Here is a 20,957-nt window from a genome sequence, read left to right on the forward strand (position 1 = left end):
AACATTTCGTTGTTTCGAGGGATGTGCATTCTAAGCATTCCCGATTTTTTGTCAACACTTAATTTTGAATTTCTTGAGAAGTTTTCTCTTAAGTTTTCAAAGCTAAGTTTTACTCGACTACCGACTCGTTGACTTATTGCTTTTCAGCGTTGCTCCCCGTGTCGGTGGATGCGCATTATAGGGAGATCCGATTTTAGTGCAACCCCTTTTTTCATTAAAACTTATAAAAAAGGTTCGTTCGAACAGAAAACACACAAAACCGCTTAAAAACCACATTAATGCAATATTTTCTTCATAAAACTGTCACCAGTTTTCGCGAAGGGATCATAAGTATTGATCAAATTTGGGAGGATGCAAGATACAGTTGAAGAAATTTTCACCTGCATCTTGGTATTCAACTATCAATTCTTTTAGTAAAGAAGACTATATAGCTTTCGTCGATATGCTGAAGCAACACTATCGCCATCAGGAAGCGAAGCAATAATATCTAAAAATCCCTTTTTGGCTTCACCGTAGTTCATATCTTTCTTAAGCACCATAAGTAGGCTTGCCAATGCTTCTTCTTTTTTACCCACATCTAACTGAGCTTGAGCTAACTGACAACGTAAGTCTAATGAATCAGACTCAGCTTCCACCGCTTGCTCTAGACGCTTTACCTCTGGTGAATCTTGTGCAGCCGCAGCTTGCGCCAATTTAGCGACTAAATTGTGGTAATACGGGTCTCGCTGTTCTTCATTTATAGAATCTAATAACGCTTGAGCTTCATCAAATTTTTGAATTTGCATACAGATATCCGCAAACACCAACTTAACCCGAGTGTTACTACTGTCAATGTCGTATGCCTTCTTCGCATAACCAAAGGCATTATTTAGGTCACCGCTTGCGAGGAACTGCTTCGCTTGATCAAGTAAAATAACTTCAGGTGATGGTAAATGCTCAGACAAAGCTTCTTTAATTTCTTCTTCTGTTTTTGCCCCTGCCAGCATATCTACTGGCGCACCACCTTTTAAAATCACAATCGTTGGCAAAGCTTGTAAACCAATTTGCTGAGCGAGTTGAGATGCCAGAGCTTGTTGGACATCACAATCAATAACGCCTACGGTTATATGCTCACTATAAGCTGCCGCTATCCTCTCCAATATTTGGTCTTGCTGAACACATTCAGGATTTTGATTGCTATAAAAGGTCAGCAATAACACTTTCTCTGGATTTGGATCGGTTATTACTTGCTGAATGTTTTCAGGGGTTAGTTGGATTTTATTGCTCATATTCTATTTTCTGTCTGAGTAATTAATATGGTTGATATAGTGACACTATCTGAATTTACAACCAAGCCAAGAAAACAATTATGCAGAGCTTGGCTTTCTCTTTCGGGTAAATTTCCCCTTTCTTGCCCCACGTTTTTTAAATGCAGGTACAGGAACACCTTTCAGTGCATTCGTATTGATAGACTGAGCGCTGTCAATAAATCCACCTAACTCATCACAAAGCGGTTGCATAAATTGATTATACGACGTTTCCTTATTGGCGATCTTTCCGAGCAATGACTCCCAGAGCGCAGTTCTGTCTGGTAATGAAAGTGACTCAGGTAGGGTTTGAATAAATGCTTTTCCCAGCGCCGTAGAATAAATCGTCTTACCTTCTCGTCTAAGAAACTGCCGTCTAAACAAAAGCTCAATAATTCCGGCCCGCGTCGCTTCAGTGCCAAGCCCGTCAGTGTCTTTCAATACCTTTTTGATAGATTGTTCGGAAACAAACCGTGCAATACCTGTCATTGCACCTAATAAGGTGGCTTCAGTGTAATGCTTTGGCGGCTGGGTTTGCTTTTCTTTAACTTCACCTTTCTCGCATAAAAGTTGCTCTCCCACCTGTAACTTCGGCAATAGGCATTCTTTTTCTACCTCATGACCTTTAAACAGTATCTTGAATCCTTGATCTGTTATTTGCTTCGCTTGTGCTTTGAATTGACCACCACTAACCTCCAACTCCACTTTAGTTTCGTTGTAGCGGTAGGGATGAAAGAATTGCGCAAGGTACTGTACAGAGATAAGTTGATAGACCTGCAACTCTCTATGCCCAAGCTGAGCACTGCGGAGCTTTTTAGTGGTTGGAATGATGGCGTGATGCGCTTCTACCTTTTTATCATTCCAACACGCTCCTTTTAGATTCATATCAGCTAACTTAATAAACTTACTGTCTATTCCCTGATTGTGATTAGCAGCCGCAATGACTCGCTCTCTTTCAACAAAGTGTTCTTGTGGTAGATAACGGTTATCTGATCTAGGGTAAGTGATCAGTTTATGTTTCTCATAGAGTGCCTGACAAATATCCAACACTTGCTGAGCTGATAAACCGTAGCGCTTATTTGCGTCAATCTGTAAAGAAGAAAGGTTATAGGGTAACGGCGGGTTTATCTTTTTTGGTTTCGTTTCAACCTTATTTATTGTTGCTTGCTTTTGACTGATCCGATCCGCAACGTTTTCGGCTAAGGCTTTAACCAGAACACGCCCATCTTCGTCCATATAGGGCTTACATGCTTCGCTTGGTACCCACTTAGCTTCAAAAACTCCCCAATTTGGTTTATTGATATGTGCAATCACCTCATAAAATGGTTTAGATACAAAGTTCTCTATTTCTAAATCTCTCCTAACAACCAAACCAAGTACCGGAGTTTGCACTCTGCCAACCGACAAAACGGTATTCACTCCCGCTTTTTGCCCGGCCAACGTAAATGCTCTGGTTAAATTCATCCCAAATAGCCAATCCGCTCTAGCTCTTGCAAGTGCAGATACACTTAAAGGAACAAATTCTTGATTAGAACGTGTCGAAGCCAAAGCCTTTTTCACCGCTTGAGGGTTTAAATCACTGATCAACAAACGTCGGATCGTTGCTCTTTTCCGCTCTGGCAAATTTACGAATTGAAATACTTCGTCCACGAGCAATTGCCCTTCTCTATCAGGATCTCCAGCATGGTAGATTTCATCGGCTTTTGTGAGTAACTTTTTTAAAGTGCTAAGCTGCTTTTTTGTTTTTGGCTTTGCCTTGAACTGCCATTGAGTCGGCACAATTGGTAGATCATGAAACTGCCATTTTTTGTATTTGGCGTCGTAGTCTTCAGGTTCTGCTTGTTCCAACAGGTGACCTATACACCAAGAAACCACATCACCATTCGCAACTTCTATATAACCATCTTGTTTTTTATGTGGTTTTGGTAAGACATCGGCGATTGCTCGACCTAAAGAGGGTTTTTCTGCGATATAGAGTTTCATGATTAGCTTAACTGTATATAGATACAGTTATCATAGTGAATTTTGACGAAAAACACCATAGCTGCAAAGAGACTGTCTCCAGTCTCTTTGCAAACCAACAAACTTACGTTCTTAATAAATTAAGTTGCTTGTGTTTTTGTTCGACTATCAGCGTCATTGAACTGGCCGCTTGCTCTACTTCATCTGCGAACTTCGAAAGCTCAGCAGCGGCATCTGAAATGCCCGTTGTATTTGTATTAATTTCTTCGGTAACCATACTTTGCTCTTCTGCAGCCGTCGCAATTTGTGTTACTTCATTAGAAATGCTCGTCAACTCAGCAACTAGGGTACTCATTAACCTAGCCGATTCTTGGCAATAACTCACTGCATCTTCACCTAACTGCACAGAGCTCTCAATGATCCGGCCTGAGTTCGCGACCTCACTCTGTAGATTATCTATTAGTTTACTAATGTCGTCCGTTGAGGCCTGTGTTTTTGACGCCAAAGCTCGAACTTCGTCGGCAACAACCGCAAAGCCGCGCCCTTGCTCCCCCGCCCTTGCCGCTTCAATTGCTGCGTTTAAGGCCAGTAAATTAGTTTGTTCTGCAATGGCTCTGATCACTTCTAGTATTTTGGAAATATCATCACTGCGCTCAGATACCTTCACGACCGCTTGTTTTGCATCAATAACTTGATCCGCCATTGATTGCACCGTTTCAGTTGTTTTAATGATACTTTGTTCGCTTTGCTGAACTTGATCAGCGGCCTGATTCGTACTTGCAGCCGCTTTTTCCGACGCCCGAGCCACCTCTGAAGCGGTTGCACTAAGTTCGTTAATTGCAGTAACTACGCTATCTATTTCCAAATGCTGATTAGCGACTTTGTTTTTGATGTTTATCGCGGCTTCCGTTGTTCGATGCGACTGCTCATAGGAAGATTCAGCAAGACCTTTGAGGTCATCAATCATCTTTCGTAGTTTATCAGTAAAGCGGTTAAAGCCATGCGCCAAGGCAATCAACTCAGCATGATGACTCACTTCTAGCTCATGAGTTAAATCGCCTTCGCTAGAAGCTAAGTTCTCTACCCGCTCCTGAATATGCGTAAGCGGCCCGATAATTGTGTTCACTAATACCACCGCAATGGCAATGCCAATAACAGCAATAACAATACCGATAATAAGCATCCAGCGACCAACGGAGTTTGTCGACTCCTCCAGCTGACTTTGCAGCGTTGTAGCAGAACTCAGTGCAATTGCCTTAGGCAGTTCGATTACCAGAGACCAAGTGGTGTTTGGTAACGCAATGTTGATAGGTACTGCTACGACTAAATCTTCACCAAGCTCTTTAATCCCAGAACCTGTGTGCAGCGATTTTAACACCTCAGCCCTATCTGACTTTGTCGACTCAGCAAGTGGGCGGGCTAAATTCTTGTAGTGACTAGAACCCACAACAAGACCCAGCTCACTTAACAAGGTTACCTTAGCGGCTCCTGAGTAAAGCGAGTTTGAGAGCTCGTCGACCATAGTTTGAAAAATCGGCAAATTTACATCTACGCCCACTAAGCCTCTAAATTGACGATTGACCACGACTGGTGTAGTCAATGAGGTCATCAGCATTTTGTTGCCCGGAGAAATTTCATATAAATAGGGCTCCATGATACAAGGCGCTATTTTATCTTTTGCGCACAGATACCACTCGGCTTCTCGTAGGCCAAATTCATTGATTGCATCGGCATATTTTTCTTCTGCCGACTCAACTTTTTGTTGCATCGGACCATTGGCTTCTTGAGTGAAGTAGAGCTCTAAGGTACCAGCGCCCGGCACAGAGTGACTCGAACCACCTTGATTACTGGCATCATTGCCATCGTAACCATTCGGTTCAAACTGTGCATACATAGAAGACACAAAGCGATTTTGCTTTAGCGCACCATTGACAATTTCTTGTACTTGTTCACGGCTCAGAGGATCCTGTGTGGCGGTATGAGATAGTACACCCGCCAAAGTATAAGGAACACGATAGGCTTCATTGATAAAGCCAGCCACACGTTGCCCATATTGATTGCCTTTAGCGATAAGGCCTTGGGATATTTCATCATAAATCGCTTGTTGGACCCCTTCACTTTGCTTGGTATTTTCCGCTGCAAGGTGAAACCACATTGTTGTCACTAATATAACAACCAAACTCGTTACTAATGCTGTTACAAAGAATAAGAGTTTGTTTTTAATCGAAGCTTGTTTCATAACATTCCCAGTTTTTAGACTTAGTATGCAAACAAATTGCACTGCACGTTCATCATCAACTTGATAAAACGAGTGACCTCTATTTTTATCGGCGACTATGAAGTCTTTTTTAACTGTAGCAAAAAATTTAATAACGTACTGAAATTTATGATGCTTAGGCGGTGTATTTTGAGGAATAAATTATAAAGTGATGGATAAAAAAATAGCGCCGAAGCACTATTTTTTTATCTTGTCTTTGCCAGTCGTCTTTTCATTGCTTGGCAAGCGGTGATGTATTGCTGACTTAATCAGCATATATCCAGAGATGGGAGCGGTGAGCAGCAAAAATATTGAAATCAAGATTTCCTTTACACTCACGCCATCAGTCGTGGTACTGAAATACACCATTGCCGAGGTCAATAAGCACGCCATTCCAAGCGTTGTGGCTTTTGTAGGGCCATGGAGACGCATAAAAAAGTCAGGCATTTTCACTAGACCAATAGAGCCTATCAATACAAACGCACCACCTAACAGTAATAAAATGGAAATTATCCATTCTGACATATCGCTCTCCTATTCTATGATGTCGCCGCGCAGCAAATACTTACATACCGCGACCGTACTTACAAAACCAAGCATTGCTATTAATAATGCGGCTTCAAAGTACAATGCCGTCCCCATACTCATTCCGTACAGAATAATAAGCGCAATGGTATTTATATACATGGTATCGAGCGCTAAAATTCTATCTGGAATTGAAGGCCCAACAACCAAACGCCACAGGTTTAGCAAAAGCGATACACCAATCATCGCAAAGACAATCAGAATTACAGTTTCTAGCATTCAAAAATCTCCTTCAATGGCGCTTCATAACGAGATTTAACCGTATCAATCAATGCTTGCTCATCCGTAAGATCTAACACATGGATCAGTAAGTATTTACGTTCTGGTTTTTCGCCACTTTTTACAGACTCAGGCCAAGGGTATACCTCAGCACTTACGGTGCCAGGAGTTAAAGATACCGTGCTGGCTAAAATAGTAATTGGCATAGCTTGATCTATATCGAGCGGCACCAACACGAAACCGGGGCGTAATTTCTTCGTTGGTCCTAAGATCTTTATCGCAACCTCAACGTTGGCGGTGATGATATCGTAAAGCACCAACAGCAAATGAGTAAACGCACGCCATGGCTTAATGATCAGTGGTTGCTTAGTTCTAAACCGATAGGTAATCAGCGGGATCACAATCGCTAGAATAGTCGCGAGAATAATATGCCCAGCTGACACACTATTATTCAGCAATAACCACACAGTAAATAGCAGTAAGCTGCGAAATGGAGTTGGTAGCCATTTAAACCTTGCTTCTAAACGCATCTATTTCGCTCCTTTTAACACAGCATTCGTCATGCTAGAAAAGTCGTGTAAAGAGTCGGCTGCCGACAATGCGTAATCAGTCAATGGACCGGCAAAAATCACCATTAACGGCGCACAAGTTATCAAAGTAAGAATTGCGATAATTTGGGCAGGATGCGCTTTTTCTGCCGATTGTGTATCGACTTTACCCGTATGATGCCAAAACACAGTGCTACCTGCTTTTGAGACACTGACTAATACCGCTAAGCTTACTAGTAAATACACTGCCCAAAACCAGTATGTGTGGCTCGACTCGATGGTCGACTTTAAGATCCATACTTTGCCAATAAAGCCTGATAGCGGCGGCATACCAATCACAGTGATTGCCGCAATCGCAAACATGATGCCTAGTAACATAGGTTGAACTACTGGGCGACCCGCGGTGATCCTGTCAGCAACTTTACCCCTTTGTTTCCCCACTAAATCAGCAAGTAAGAACAAAGCAGCAGACACTAATGTCGAGTGCACTAAATAGTAAATGGCTGCAGCGCTGCTATTTACCGTTTGTACGGCGACTAATGCCACTAGGGTACCAACTGACACCACCACTAAATTTGCAGACAGCTTACGCAAATCTTGACTAGCAAGTACGCCGATCCCACCCATGACGATAGTCGCCAGAGCGAGCCACCATAGCCACTCTTGTGCCATATGACTTAATTCACCAGCTTGATCGCCAAAAATCAGTGTATACACGCGCATCATGGAATACACACCCACTTTAGTCATGATTGCGAATAAAGCCGCAACAACAGGTAACGCGGTTGCATAGGTGTTTGGCAGCCATAGATGAAGCGGTAGCAAGGCGCCTTTTAGCGCAAATACAACCAATAATAACAAGCCGCCAATCTTAGCAAGATAAACATCATCTCCTTGTAAGAAGGTGATCTTATATGCCATATCCGCCATGTTCAGAGTACCAAGCACACCGTACAAGATACCTAATGCAATCAAAAATACCGACGAACCCACTAGATTTAGGATCACGTATTGCAGTGAAGCACGGGTATTGTGCTTATCACCACCATGCATTAACAGCGCATAAGACGCTATCAACAAAATCTCAAAAAATACAAATAAGTTGAACGCGTCACCAGTTAAGAAAGCGCCGTTTACCCCCATCACCAAAAAGTGCAGTAACGGATGGAAGAAACTTCCTCGTTCGTCGTCTCCGGCACAGCTATACAGCGAACACACAAAACACAACAACGCGGTTAAGCTGACTAACAGAGTAGAAAGTTGATCAGCAACTAACACAATACCAAACGGTGCTTGCCAGTTACCAATCGCATAAACCTGAATGCCAGACTGCTGAACATGTAGTAAAAGTGAGGCACAAACTGCAAACGTGATCAGCGACATAAGTACTGAAACTTTACGCCTAATCGCTAGGTTTTTACCACACGGTGGCATCAGCAGGATCACCCCTGCCAACATAGGTAATAAAATAGGTAAAGAAGTCAAATGTTGGATCATGCTTTACCCTTTTTGTCAGGAACAATGCCATTTACATGGTCATTACCCAAATCAGAACGACCGCGAATAGCTAAGATCACGACAAATGCCGTCATTGCGAACCCGATAACAATTGCCGTCAATACCAAGGCTTGCGGCAGTGGATCTGCATACTCACTGCTATAACCAAGCACTGCTGCTTTGTTTAAGGTCAATCTACCCGATGCGAACAAAAACAAGTTGACCGCATAAGACAACATAGTTAAACCAAGAACAACGGGGAATGTTCTTGCTCGTAGAATCAAAAATACGCCACAGGCTACTAGCAAGCCCACGCACGATGCATAAAGCAATTCCATTAAATATTCACCTCTTCTTTGGGCGCATTTGCCGTTACTTTACCTAGGCTCGCCAAAATCATCAGCGTTGCACCTACCACGGTGATATAAACACCAAGGTCGAATGCGATGGCACTTGCCAGCTCAGTTTTACCTACCAATGGGATATCAAAATAATCAAACCATGAGGTTAAGAATGGTTTGCCAAAGAACCAACTTCCCACACCGGTTGCTAGAGAAATAGCGATACCCGTTGCGATAATCTTGCGGTAATTGACATCAAAGCGCTCTGCAATCCAATTCGAACCATGAGCAATGTATTGTAAAATAAAGGCTATCGCCGTGATTAGGCCCGCGATAAATCCACCACCCGGTAGATTGTGGCCGCGCAAGAAAATATAAACCGAGACCAGCAATGCCAAAGGCAATAAGCTTTGTGAAATACTTGCCAGCAGTAGCGGATATCTTTCTTTCGCCCAAGGTCTGCCTTCACTGTCACTGCCAGGCATAAATAATGGCAAATTAATCAGTAACTTATAAATCCCCAGTGCCGCAATACCCAGTACAGTAATTTCACCTAGCGTATCAAAACCACGGAAATCCACTAAGATAACGTTAACGACATTCGTCCCGCCACCGCCAACTTTGGCGTTTGCAATAAAGAACTCAGAAATACTATCCAATGGCCTTGTGATCAAGGCGTAACTGATACTTCCGATGATCACACCAATTGCTGAAGCAATACCCATATCACGGAGTACGCGAATAGAACTAGACTCCTTCGGCGTTCTTTGCGGTAAGAAGAATAACGCAAGCATCAACAGAATAATGGTCACTACTTCTACCGTTAACTGAGTAAGCGCTAGATCAGGTGCTGAGAAGCGCGTAAAGGCAACCGACACCATGAGACCAACAACCGAAATCATCAGCAGTGCAACCATACGAGTACGATGCCAGATAACCGTGCCAATCGCTCCAATCATTAATAAACCAGCACCAATACCGTTATGTACGTCAATTGGCGTCGGCTCTAAATTACCCACTAACTGTGACATTTCAAACAATGGCCAGCCTGCACTCACCAGCACAACGATAAACATCAGCATCAGATAACGCTGTAACGAGCCATTTTCTATTGCGTTTACGCGCGCGCGACTCCAAGACACTATGTTGTACATAGTGCGTTCAAACGTTTTCTTAGCGTTCATTGGCGGTAATGAAGCTTGGAATTGGAATAGGTATTTGCGCTGAGTATAAATTAATAAACCACCACATACCGCAAGGCCACTCATAAGCAGTGGTAAGTTAAAACCATGCCAAATAGCAACCTCAAAGGTTGGCGCAGCCTCCCCTAATACCGCACTTGATGCTGTTTTTAACATGCCATCAACGATAAAGTTAGGGAACATGCCGACTATCAAACATAAAGCGACCAAGATTTCGATTGGAAAACGCATATAGCGTGGCGCTTCATGTGGCTCCTTGGGTAAATCAATTGGATCTCCGTTGAAGAATACGTCATGAATAAATCGCGCCGAATACGCAACAGAGAATGCACCGGCGATTGTCGCCAAAATTGGAATCAACCACGACATAGAGCCCAGAAGTTGCTGGTGTAGCGTCTCGGCAAAGAACATTTCTTTAGACAAGAAACCATTAAGTAGCGGCACCCCAGCCATCGCAGAAGCGGCAACCATCGCAAGCGTTGCGGTATAGGGCATAAAACGCCACATACCGTTAAGTTTACGCATATCACGAGTGCCCGTTTCATGGTCGATGATCCCCGTCGCCATGAATAAAGAGGCCTTAAACGTTGCGTGGTTAATAATATGGAAAACCGCCGCAACAGTCGCAAGCTCAGTATCCAGACCAAGTAATAAAGTAATAAGGCCTAAATGACTGATCGTTGAAAACGCCAGCAGACCTTTTAGATCATGTTTAAATAACGCGATATAGGCGCCAACGAGCAGCGTCGCTAAGCCAGTTAGGCCAACGAGAATAAACCACAGCTCTGTACCCGCCAGCGCAGGATAAAAGCGCGCCAGTAAGAATATTCCAGCTTTCACCATAGTCGCAGAGTGTAAGTACGCACTTACAGGCGTTGGTGCAGCCATCGCGTGCGGTAACCAGAAATGGAATGGAAATTGCGCGGACTTGGTAAATGCGCCAAGTAGCACAAGGATTAACGCCACTTCATATAATGCGTGGGATTGAATAAGCTCACGACTCGATAAAATCACATCCAGGTTATAACTGCCTACAATATCTCCTATCAACATCAAGCCAGCGAGCAGTGCTAAGCCACCGCCGCCGGTGATAGCAAGTGCCATTTTCGCCCCTTTGCGGGCCTCTGACTTATGCCACCAATAGCTAATAAGTAAAAATGAACTAATGCTGGTAAGCTCCCAGAATAACCACAGCTGTAATACGTTATTAGACATAACAATACCAAGCATAGCGGTCATAAAGAGCATTAAGTAAGCATAAAGTTTAGGCATGGAATCATTGGGGCTCAGGTAGTATCTGGCATAGAAGATAACCAGCATACCAATGCCCAAAATCATGAAAACGAACAGTAACGCAAGACCATCCAGTCTAAACGCGATGTTAATATCTAGAAGCGGGACCCATTCAAATGTGTACCGAATAGTCTCTCCTGCGAAAACGGCAGGGGCGAGATCAACAGCAAGTAAAATTGCCACTGCTGGCGCTACTAAGGTTATAGCAGTCGACTGATTACGAGAAAGCTTTCCCGTAAATGCAGAGATAAAACTGCCAATTAAGGATAGCAAGGGTATCCAAAATAAAGTCATAGATGAAACCTTTTATTTGCGTCGTTATGGCTCGTTTAGATTAATGTGACAATCCCCCTTCCAAGTTGGAGCGATCGGTACACATTAACCACACGTACATGAACCCTGTTATACTTGATTAGTGTTTGAGTTGTCTAGGGTTTCACTTTCTAGCTGATGCTATTTTAGCCAACCTTAACAAACTATTCAGAATAAGTTCAAAACTATTCAGCCGAATTAACTGCTATTTTATCTTCTAAGGGTCCTGAATTCAGTACTGTTAACCACCTTTTACGGTAATTTTCATCTAACTTAATTGATTGATATTCCAGCAAAGAGTGACTATTCGAGGGTTTATATGAGGAAAGTTTACCTAACTCGCAAGTGCGACTCGGTACCCAATTGCTCGGTGCTTGGTCACCAACGTAAAGATTTGGTGCCTTTTGTCCTGAAGTCGCACAAAGCCATTTTGCTTTTTGGGCTGGTATTGGGTATTCATCTTCAAAGCCGCTAAAGTGCATAAGCTCGTGTACCAGCGTGTTGTAAGTGCTGGTGGCGCTCAAAGTCATGTGCTTACCGCTGACATTAGCAAGCCCCTCCGTTGCCATAAACACCAAGTGATCGTATTTTGACAAGCCCTGCTCGTATCGTAAGTCGCACATTGCAAATCCCCTTTGCCTCTTACAACTAAGTTTGTTCGCCACATATATCGGTTTAGATAAACAATATACACCTGTGGCTGGCTCTGGTTGTTGCTCATAAGCATGTTTAAGCACTTGTAAACGCTGCAAACCATCTAAATCACTGGCGATTAATGCAAGATTAAACTGACAAGACGCACTTGAATGCTGACGCTCTGAGAGAGTGTGAAACTGTCTTAAGTAGGGGTTATTCAAAAATGTCGTGACAGACTTTCCTTGCCACACCGCGAGCAACGAAGTGAGTTCTGGGTTTAACGCGTAGCGCTTTGAAAGCGCATAAAGAAAGTGATATCGGCCAAGTGATACTAACTGTTCGGACACTTGCTGACGCTGCTGACGATTCAAACGAGACCAAGTATCGAGTAAAAGCAGCTTAGTGCTATTTTTCTCTTGAGCACTCAAATCGCGCTGTAACCGTTCAAACTCCCAACTTGGTTGCTTTAGGCCCGCAATGGCTTTTACTAATTGTGCACTTGCTTGTGAGGGTAACACCTCAAGCGCTGGTGCAATGGCAAAATAGCTATTTGGATTGGCGACGACAAGTGCTGATTTTTGCGCGATAGAGAGGTGTGCATAATTAGGGCTGCTTGAAAACAGCAGCCCTATAAGCATAAAAATAAAAAGGTGTTTAGCTCGCGTCTTGTTCGTCATTCAACTGGGCAAGTAAATCAAGCTCAAGACGCGCGTATTTATGTTCTACAAACTCATATACATTGGTTGCCAGTGCGAGCTTAAAATAGCTAATCGCAGAGGCTAAATCCCCTTGGGTCTGATATTGCTTAGCCAGATAAAAATAGGCTTCACAGAGACGCTGCGCATACTCTTCTTGAGTACTCACGCCCTCAGAGATCTGGGCAAGAAATGCCTCTTCAGATAAAGTACCCAAATACAGTGCAACTAACTGAGACGACCACTCGTTAGGGTCTAATGCTTGGCTATTTGCCGCCAATGTCTGCTTAGCAAGTGCATCGTCTACTTGCTGCTGAGCAATATACAGCCACATAGCACGGTACGCATCTTTTGGAGCACGCGCCAAAAAGGCTTCAAAATCTTTTACAGCTAAATCAGCTCGCTCGCCGTAATACAATGCGATACCACGATTTAAATAGGCATATTCATGTTGCTCATCAAGCTCTAGCACAGCATCAAACATTTCATATGCGCGGCCATAATTTTGTTCTAACGTTTGATGAATACCAAGGAAATTATATACTTCGGCGAGATCCGGCTTAATTTGTACGGCACGATTAAAGTCAATACGAGCAAGAGTTTGTAAGCCAATGCTATCGTACAACATACCGCGATTGTATAGCAGCTGCGCGCGTTGCTCATTTGCCATATCCGGCTGCAAGAGTAACTCGTTAAATCGAGCAATGGCAATCTCATTACGGAAATTGGCTTGAAGTGGTACTGCAAGCGGAACATTTACAATGTTTTTAGTGGCCTCTGGCTGCGTGCTTTTACATCCTACCAGCCCCATTAGCACTAATGGCACAACTATTTTCGCTAACTTCATTTCCTTCCTCATTCAATGGCATTTGCCCGTTTAGAGTCTTTGCACAGGTATACCAACAATCTGATTATTTAACCTGAGCTTCGGATAATTAATGCCTTTCTAGCAGCCAGTTTTAGCGCTAACTGCGTTGAATTCACTTCCAATAGCCAGCTATTGGTGCGTAAATTCGCCTTGTTATCCCTAAAACTGTCTGGCTAGATAAGGGTATAATTTAATGTGGTATTAAAAACAATGAGTTAGCTCATTCCTTATCCAAACCTCAGGTTATTTACTATAACTTTGCCTAGTTCTCTATTGACCAGATAAACTCAGTTTTGTTTCATCATTTTGAGTCAAACAGCATTAAAGCATAAAAAAAGGGGCTATTCAGCCCCTTTACACTTCTATTCTATGCAAAGCATTGCAAAGATTACTCAGCGCCTTCTTCTTTAGGCTGCTCAGCTTTTTTCTCTTGTGCTTCTTTGATACTTAAGCGAACACGGCCTTGGCGGTCAACTTCAAGTACTTTAACTTTCACTTCTTGACCAACAGTTAAGTGATCTGAAACGTTATTTACGCGCTCTTCACTGATTTGTGAGATGTGCACTAGACCATCTTTACCAGGAAGTACATTTACAAACGCACCGAAGTCTACGATACGGATAACTTTACCAGTGTAAAGCGTACCAACTTCAAGCTCTGCTGTAAGCGCTTCGATACGTGAAATAGCAGCTTGTGCGCTATTACCATTCGTTGCAGCGATCTTGATAGTACCGTCGTCTTCAATTTCAATCGTTGTATCTGTTTCTTCAGTAAGCTGGCGAATTGTTGCACCACCTTTACCGATAACTTCAGCAATCTTCTTCGCAGGGATCTTCATCGTGTAGATACGTGGAGCGAACTCAGATAGCTCTTCAGAAGGTGCAGAAATCGCTTGGTCCATCACACCTAGAATGTGTAGACGCGCTGCTTTCGCTTGGCGAAGCGCGATCTGCATGATTTCTTTGGTGATACCTTCAATCTTGATATCCATTTGTAGTGCAGTTACACCGTTTGCTGTACCCGCTACTTTGAAGTCCATATCACCTAAGTGATCTTCATCACCCAGAATGTCAGAAAGTACAACGAAATCTTCGCCTTCTTTCACTAGACCCATCGCGATACCAGCAACTGACGCTTTAACTGGAACACCAGCGTTCATTAGCGCAAGAGAAGTACCACATACTGATGCCATTGAAGATGAACCGTTTGATTCAGTGATTTCAGATACTACACGTACTGAATATGGGAATTCAGCCAGTGTTGGCATTACTGCCGCAATACCACGCTTAGCTAGGTTACCGTGGCCGATTTCACGACGCTTAGGAGACCCTACAAAACCCGTTTCACCTACACAGAATGGAGGGAAGTTATAGTGAAGCATAAAGTGATGCTTGTGAGTACCAGTTAGGTCGTCTAGCATCTGCGCGTCACGCTCAGTACCAAGGGTTGCTGTCACAAGTGCCTGAGTTTCACCACGAGTAAAGATTGCAGAACCGTGAGTACGTGGCAGTACACCCGTCATCACGTCAAGTGCACGAACCATATCTGGTTCACGACCGTCGATACGTTTTTCGCCTGCAATGATACGGCTACGTACAATTTTCTTCTCAAGTGAACTGAATGTTTTACCTACCACTTGCTCGTCTAGTGACTCGCCTTCAGCAACTTCAGCGCCTAGCTTTTCAATGACTTCTGCTTTTGCTTCAGAAAGTGCTTCTTTACGTGCAACTTTGTCAGTAATACGGTAAGCATCACCTACTTTTTGCTCTGCAATTGCAGCGACTTTTTCAGCTAGTGTTAAATCTTTTTCAGGTGCAGTCCAATCCCATGCCGCTTTACCAGCTTCAGCACGGAATTCTTCGATTGCTTTGATGATAGCTTGTGATTGCTCATGACCATATACAACAGCGCCAAGCATTTCTTCTTCAGTTAACACTTCAGCTTCTGATTCAACCATTAGTACTGCGTTTTCAGTACCCGCAACAACTAGGTCAAGCTTACTTGTCTCTAGCTCTTTTAGCGTAGGGTTAAGTACGTATTGACCGTCGATGAAACCAACGCGTGCTGCACCTAGCGGACCATTGAATGGAATGCCTGAGATAGCTAGTGCTGCTGAAGTACCAATCAAAGCAACGATATCAGGTTGGATCTCTGGGTTTACAGAAACCACTGTCGCGATAACCTGAACTTCGTTTACAAAGCCGTCTGGGAATAGAGGACGAATTGGACGGTCGATTAGACGAGCGGTTAGTGTTTCACCGTCTGAAGGACGACCTTCACGCTTCAAGAAACCACCTGGGATACGACCCGCAGCGTACATTTTTTCTTGGTAGTTAACCGTTAGTGGGAAAAAGTCTTGGCCAGGAGCCGCTTCTCTTCTTCCTACAACAGTAACAAGTACCGAAGTATCACCAATACTTGCAAGTACTGCGCCGTCAGCTTGACGTGCGATAGCACCTGTCTCTAGAGTCACCGTGTGTTGACCTAGTTGAAATTCTTTAATAATTGCTTGCACAATATTTTCCTTACTAAATGGTTTTCAACGTCAACGGGGACCAATCACAGTCTTAAATAAACTCACCATAATTTACTTAAGCACTACAATTGGAAATCCGATTGACGCTTGTTTAAAAGTATTTTTAAACGGCTGTAAGTATACTGATAGAACAGCCACAAAAAAAGGGGCTAATTAGCCCCTTTTTTACTGTTGGATAAATTTCCAACAAGAAATCAAAAATATTAGCGACGTAGGCCAAGCTCTTTGATTAGTGCAGCATAACGGTCAACGCTCTTGCCTTTTAGGTAGTCAAGAAGGTTACGACGTTGGCTAACTTTACGTAGAAGACCACGACGTGAGTGGAAATCTTGCTTGTGGTTAGCGAAGTGACCTTGTAGCTTGTTAATGTCAGCAGTTAGAAGTGCAACTTGTACTTCTGGTGAACCTGTATCACCTTCTGCGCGTGCAAACTTTGCTACGATTTCTGCTTTTTCTTGATTGCTTAGTGACATAATAACTCCAAAATAAGTTTAGTAATGCTTCAGCCGATCACTAATTCAGCCAAAGCGGAAGCTGGCGGATTATACCAGCATAAACTCCCCTTGCATAGGAAGATTTTATTGTGATTCCGGCTGAGCGGAAGATAGCGCGCGTTTTGCTTTCAATAACCCTTGTGGATTACGCTCGCCAATCCCAACAAACTTGCCATCAGCAACCACTTTAACAATACCGTCTGGTAAATTTTCGACAGCAACGGTTTGCCCATGACCAAAAGCAACACCTTGCTCAGCGCTAATATCAACAACGCTCAAGTCGACCAAAGCGGTATCCATCGGCAACAATAATTCATCGAGATAAGTAGAAGGCGCAACTTCTTCCGCTTTTGCTTTCTCAAGTAACGCTTCGAGCTCGACTAAGGTAATCATTTTGTCGCTAGGGTAATGACCAACTTCACTACGGTGTAACATAATGACATGCGCACCACAGCCAAGCTTTTCCCCCAAATCATCGACTATCGTACGAATATAAGTGCCCTTAGACACATGCACCGTCATTTGAATTTGTTGAGTTTGCTCGTCATATTCGTCTAACGTGATACGATAAACATTAATCTTGCGACATTTTCGCGGTACTTCGATGCCTTCGCGAGCATATTTGTATAGCGGTTGGCCCTGATATTTGAGCGCCGAATACATCGAAGGGTACTGATCAGATTCCCCCAAGAAGCTGGCAATTTCTTGCTCTAGCTGCTCAAGTGTTACATTTACTGGTCGCGTTTCAACAATTTCACCATCAGAATCTGATGTCGTCGTGCGCTCACCCAGCTGCGCTCTCACCACGTAGGTTTTATCGGTATCAAGCAAAAACTGGGTAAACTTAGTCGCTTCACCAAAGCAAATTGGCAACATACCTGTTGCCAGCGGATCCAAAGCACCGGTGTGGCCTGCTTTTTGAGCGAAATAGATGCCCTTTGCTTGCTGCAGTGCTTTGTTAGAAGAAATACCTTGCGGTTTATTTAATAACAGAATGCCGTCGATCGCACGGCCTTTGGTGCGACGCGCCATTACTCTTCCTCTTGGTCTTTATCTCCAGGCTCAGGACCACGCTTTGCGTTGTCTTCTCTGATCACAGAGTCAACCAAGTTAGAAATACGCATACCTTCCATTAGGGAGTTATCAATAACAAATTTAAGCTCAGGCATGATACGCGCACGGATACGCTTGCCAAGAAGCGAGCGGATATAACCGGTTGCTTCATTCAGAATAGCCGCACTTTGCTTAGTTTTGTCTTCATCACTAGTATTCAATACAGTAATGAATACTTTTGCATAAGAAAGATCGCGTGATACCTCAACAGCTGACACTGTTACCATACCCAATCTTGGATCTTTAATTTCGCGCTGTAGGATCACCGCAATTTCTTTTTGAATTTGCTGTGCTACGCGATCTGTACGAGAAAATTCTCTCATTTTCACCACTTAAAATTTCAAAATCTATGAGATCACAAATGGGGGCTAGTGCCCCCATCTCAAGTATTTTAATAACTTACAATTAAAGCGTACGCTCTACCTGTACAGTTTCAAATACTTCGATTTGGTCACCGACTTTAACGTCGTTGTAGTTCTTAACGCCGATACCACATTCCATACCGTTACGAACTTCAGCAACGTCATCTTTAAAGCGACGAAGTGACTCAAGTTCACCTTCGTAGATAACCACGTTATCACGAAGTACACGGATTGGCGCGCTACGTTTAACCACACCTTCAGTTACCATACAACCTGCAACAGCGCCGATCTTAGGCGACTTGAACACGTCACGAACTTCAGCAAGACCAATGATCTCTTGCTTAAATTCTGGTGCAAGCATACCTGTCATTGCTTGTTTCACTTCTTCGATTAGGTCGTAGATAACGCTGTAGTAGCGTAAGTCTAGGTTCTCAGCTTCAATAACTTTACGAGCAGAAGCATCCGCACGTACGTTAAAGCCAACGATGATAGCGTTAGAAGCCGCTGCAAGCGTTGCATCCGTTTCAGTGATACCACCAACACCTGAACCTACGATCTTCACCTTCACTTCATCTGTAGACAGTTTAGTCAATGAATCAGCGATTGCTTCGATAGAACCTTGAACGTCTGCTTTTAGAACGATGTTCACTTCAGATACGTCGCCTTCAGTCATGTTAGAGAACATGTTCTCAAGCTTCGCTTTCTGCTGACGAGCAAGCTTCACTTCGCGGAACTTACCTTGACGGTATAGTGCCACTTCACGTGCTTTACGCTCATCACGAACTACTGTCGCTTCGTCACCAGCTGCTGGTACGCCAGAAAGACCTAAGATCTCTACTGGAATTGAAGGACCTGCGGTTTTGATGTCTTTACCGTTTTCGTCTTTCATCGCACGAACACGGCCATATTCAAGACCACAAAGTACGATATCACCCTGGTTTAAGGTACCTGATTGAACAAGTACAGAAGCAATCGGGCCACGACCTTTATCAAGACGAGATTCGATTACCACACCAGATGCCATACCTTCTTCAGAAGCTCGTAGCTCTAATAGCTCAGATTGCATTAGGATTGCTTCTAGTAGCTCATCAATACCAAGACCAGTCTTCGCTGAGATATGAACAAACTGCGTTTCACCGCCCCAGTCCTCTGGGATTACGTCTAGTTGAGCAAGCTCATTCTTAACGCGGTCAGGGTCAATGCCCTCTTTATCCATTTTGTTCACAGCAACGATAAGTGGTACTTCTGCCGCTTTCGCGTGTTGTACCGCTTCTTTCGTCTGAGGCATTACACCATCGTCCGCTGCAACAACAAGTACAACGATATCGGTTGCTTTCGCACCGCGAGCACGCATTGATGTAAACGCCGCGTGTCCAGGAGTATCTAGGAAAGTGATCATGCCACCTTCAGTCTCAACATGGTATGCACCGATATGCTGAGTAATACCGCCGGCCTCGCCGTCTGCAACTTTCGCTTTACGAATGTAGTCAAGTGTTGACGTTTTACCGTGGTCAACGTGACCCATTACTGTTACCACTGGCGCACGAGGCTCAAGAGAACCATCTTCGCTGCGGTCATTTAGTACTTTTTCTTCTAGCTCGTTTTCTTTCACTAGAATGACTTTGTGACCCATTTCTTCAGCAACTAGCTGCGCAGTTTCTTGATCGATAACTTGGTTAATCGTAACCATGTCACCCATCTTCATCATTGTCTTAACAACTTCAGCGCCTTTAACAGCCATACGAGAAGCAAGTTCTGCAACAGTGATTGTTTCACTGATACGTACTTCTTGTTTCACTTCTGCCGCTGGCTTTTGGAAACCATGCTGTAACGAAGTTGGCGCTTTTAAGCGACCTTTTTTGCCTTTCAGCTTCTTCGCATTCGCTTCTGCAGCTTCTTCTTTCGCACTTGGCTTTCTCTTCTTCTTACGACGTGCACTTTTCTCTTCACGTGCATCAGATTCATCTTCCGCTTCACGAGCGTAAGTAGAAGTTGTTAGGTGGTGATCAGCATTTTCTTCACGACGAAGACGCTCTTCTTCTTCCGCCTTCCAACGTGCTTCATTTTCTTCAGCTAGACGACGAGCTTCTTCCGCTTGACGTTTTGCTTCTTCTTCTGCCTTTTTCAGGGCTGCCGCTTCTGCTTCTTGACGCAGACGCTCAGCTTCTTGACGTTCTTTAATTTGTTGCGCGCTATCCACTTCTTTACTCTGCTTATCTTTGGCTTGACGTTCAGCATCAGCTTGTCGCTTCGCCTCTTCTTTAGCTTTGCGCTCGGCTTCCTCATCGGCCTTGCGTTCCGCTTCTTCGCGCGCGTTGCGCTCAGCTTCAACTTTGGCCTGTTGCTCTGCTTGTTGCTGAGCCATTAACTCTGCTTCTTTGCGCGCAGCTTCCTCTGCAGCTAAGCGTTCTTGCTCTTTTTGCTGCTCGATTGCGCTCTTTTTAACGTAAGTGCGCTTCTTACGGACTTCTACAGATACAGACTTCGCTTTACCAGATGAGTTAACACTTAACGTGCTTTTACTCTTACGCTGTAGAGTCATACGCTCAGGGCCGGTTGAACCAGTGCCACCGTGTTGCTTGCTTAGGTGATCAAGCAACGTCGCCTTTTCGGATTCAGTAACTTGGTCGCCCTCGGCTTTGGTGATCCCTGCATCTTTTAACTGTTGTAGTAATTTATCAACAGTTGTACCAATACTCTCGGCTAGTTTGTTAATGCTCACTTCTGCCATACGTGATGTTACCTCCGTTA

At 43.8% G+C, this 20,957-nt stretch carries 16 protein-coding genes; all 16 read right to left on the reverse strand.

Going from position 1 to position 20,957, the window contains the following annotated elements:
• Positions 1-410: 410 nt before the first annotated feature.
• Entirely contained in the window at positions 411-1,268 is an 858-nt protein-coding gene (locus EXT48_RS12200; protein WP_130164621.1) for a tetratricopeptide repeat protein, read from the reverse strand.
• A gap of 78 nt (positions 1,269-1,346) precedes the next feature.
• Positions 1,347-3,269: a DNA topoisomerase III gene (locus EXT48_RS12205; protein ID WP_130164622.1), complete on the reverse strand. Its 1,923-nt coding sequence runs from the start codon at positions 3,267-3,269 to the stop codon at positions 1,347-1,349.
• A 103-nt stretch (positions 3,270-3,372) separates the two neighbouring features.
• Positions 3,373-5,487, reverse strand: coding sequence for a methyl-accepting chemotaxis protein (locus EXT48_RS12210; RefSeq protein ID WP_130164623.1), 2,115 nt, complete (start codon positions 5,485-5,487; stop codon positions 3,373-3,375).
• 216 nt (positions 5,488-5,703) lie between these two features.
• Positions 5,704-6,030 (reverse strand): Na+/H+ antiporter subunit G, encoded by a 327-nt coding sequence (locus tag EXT48_RS12215; RefSeq protein WP_010370840.1) that lies wholly within the window; start codon positions 6,028-6,030, stop codon positions 5,704-5,706.
• Between the two features lie 9 nt (positions 6,031-6,039).
• Complete coding sequence (locus tag EXT48_RS12220) at positions 6,040-6,309, reverse strand: K+/H+ antiporter subunit F (RefSeq protein ID WP_010370838.1); 270 nt, start codon at positions 6,307-6,309, stop codon at positions 6,040-6,042.
• Positions 6,303-6,839, reverse strand: coding sequence for a Na+/H+ antiporter subunit E (locus EXT48_RS12225; protein ID WP_069020959.1), 537 nt, complete (start codon positions 6,837-6,839; stop codon positions 6,303-6,305). The genes EXT48_RS12220 and EXT48_RS12225 overlap by 7 nt, the downstream gene beginning before the upstream one ends.
• A complete protein-coding gene (locus tag EXT48_RS12230; protein ID WP_010370834.1) occupies positions 6,840-8,354 on the reverse strand; it encodes a monovalent cation/H+ antiporter subunit D in 1,515 nt (504 codons plus the stop codon).
• Positions 8,351-8,692 (reverse strand): Na+/H+ antiporter subunit C, encoded by a 342-nt coding sequence (locus EXT48_RS12235; protein WP_010370832.1) that lies wholly within the window; start codon positions 8,690-8,692, stop codon positions 8,351-8,353. Before EXT48_RS12235 ends, EXT48_RS12230 begins: the two co-directional genes overlap by 4 nt.
• A complete protein-coding gene (locus tag EXT48_RS12240) occupies positions 8,692-11,484 on the reverse strand; it encodes a monovalent cation/H+ antiporter subunit A (protein ID WP_130164624.1) in 2,793 nt (930 codons plus the stop codon). Before EXT48_RS12240 ends, EXT48_RS12235 begins: the two co-directional genes overlap by 1 nt.
• 203 nt (positions 11,485-11,687) lie before the next feature.
• Entirely contained in the window at positions 11,688-12,815 is a 1,128-nt protein-coding gene (locus tag EXT48_RS12245; protein ID WP_130164625.1) for a hypothetical protein, read from the reverse strand.
• Positions 12,793-13,680 carry a lipoprotein NlpI gene (gene nlpI / locus EXT48_RS12250; protein ID WP_130164626.1) on the reverse strand — a complete coding sequence of 296 codons (888 nt, stop codon included), beginning with the start codon at positions 13,678-13,680 and terminating at the stop codon, positions 12,793-12,795. Before nlpI ends, EXT48_RS12245 begins: the two co-directional genes overlap by 23 nt.
• 409 nt (positions 13,681-14,089) lie before the next feature.
• Positions 14,090-16,216: a polyribonucleotide nucleotidyltransferase gene (gene pnp, locus EXT48_RS12255; protein WP_010370826.1), complete on the reverse strand. Its 2,127-nt coding sequence runs from the start codon at positions 16,214-16,216 to the stop codon at positions 14,090-14,092.
• 224 nt (positions 16,217-16,440) lie between these two features.
• Positions 16,441-16,710: a 30S ribosomal protein S15 gene (gene rpsO, locus EXT48_RS12260; protein WP_010370825.1), complete on the reverse strand. Its 270-nt coding sequence runs from the start codon at positions 16,708-16,710 to the stop codon at positions 16,441-16,443.
• Between the two features lie 105 nt (positions 16,711-16,815).
• Positions 16,816-17,763, reverse strand: a complete 948-nt coding sequence (gene truB / locus EXT48_RS12265; RefSeq protein WP_045989551.1) for a tRNA pseudouridine(55) synthase TruB — start codon at positions 17,761-17,763, stop codon at positions 16,816-16,818.
• On the reverse strand, positions 17,763-18,167 hold the full coding sequence (gene rbfA, locus EXT48_RS12270) for a 30S ribosome-binding factor RbfA (RefSeq protein WP_130164627.1): 405 nt from the start codon (positions 18,165-18,167) through the stop codon (positions 17,763-17,765). The genes truB and rbfA overlap by 1 nt, the downstream gene beginning before the upstream one ends.
• 82 nt (positions 18,168-18,249) lie before the next feature.
• Positions 18,250-20,937, reverse strand: a complete 2,688-nt coding sequence (gene infB, locus EXT48_RS12275) for a translation initiation factor IF-2 (protein ID WP_039492199.1) — start codon at positions 20,935-20,937, stop codon at positions 18,250-18,252.
• Positions 20,938-20,957 lie beyond the last annotated feature (20 nt).

It is taken from the genome of Pseudoalteromonas sp. CO348, from assembly GCF_004208845.1.
In the GTDB taxonomy this organism is placed as follows: Bacteria; Pseudomonadota; Gammaproteobacteria; order Enterobacterales; family Alteromonadaceae; genus Pseudoalteromonas; species Pseudoalteromonas maricaloris.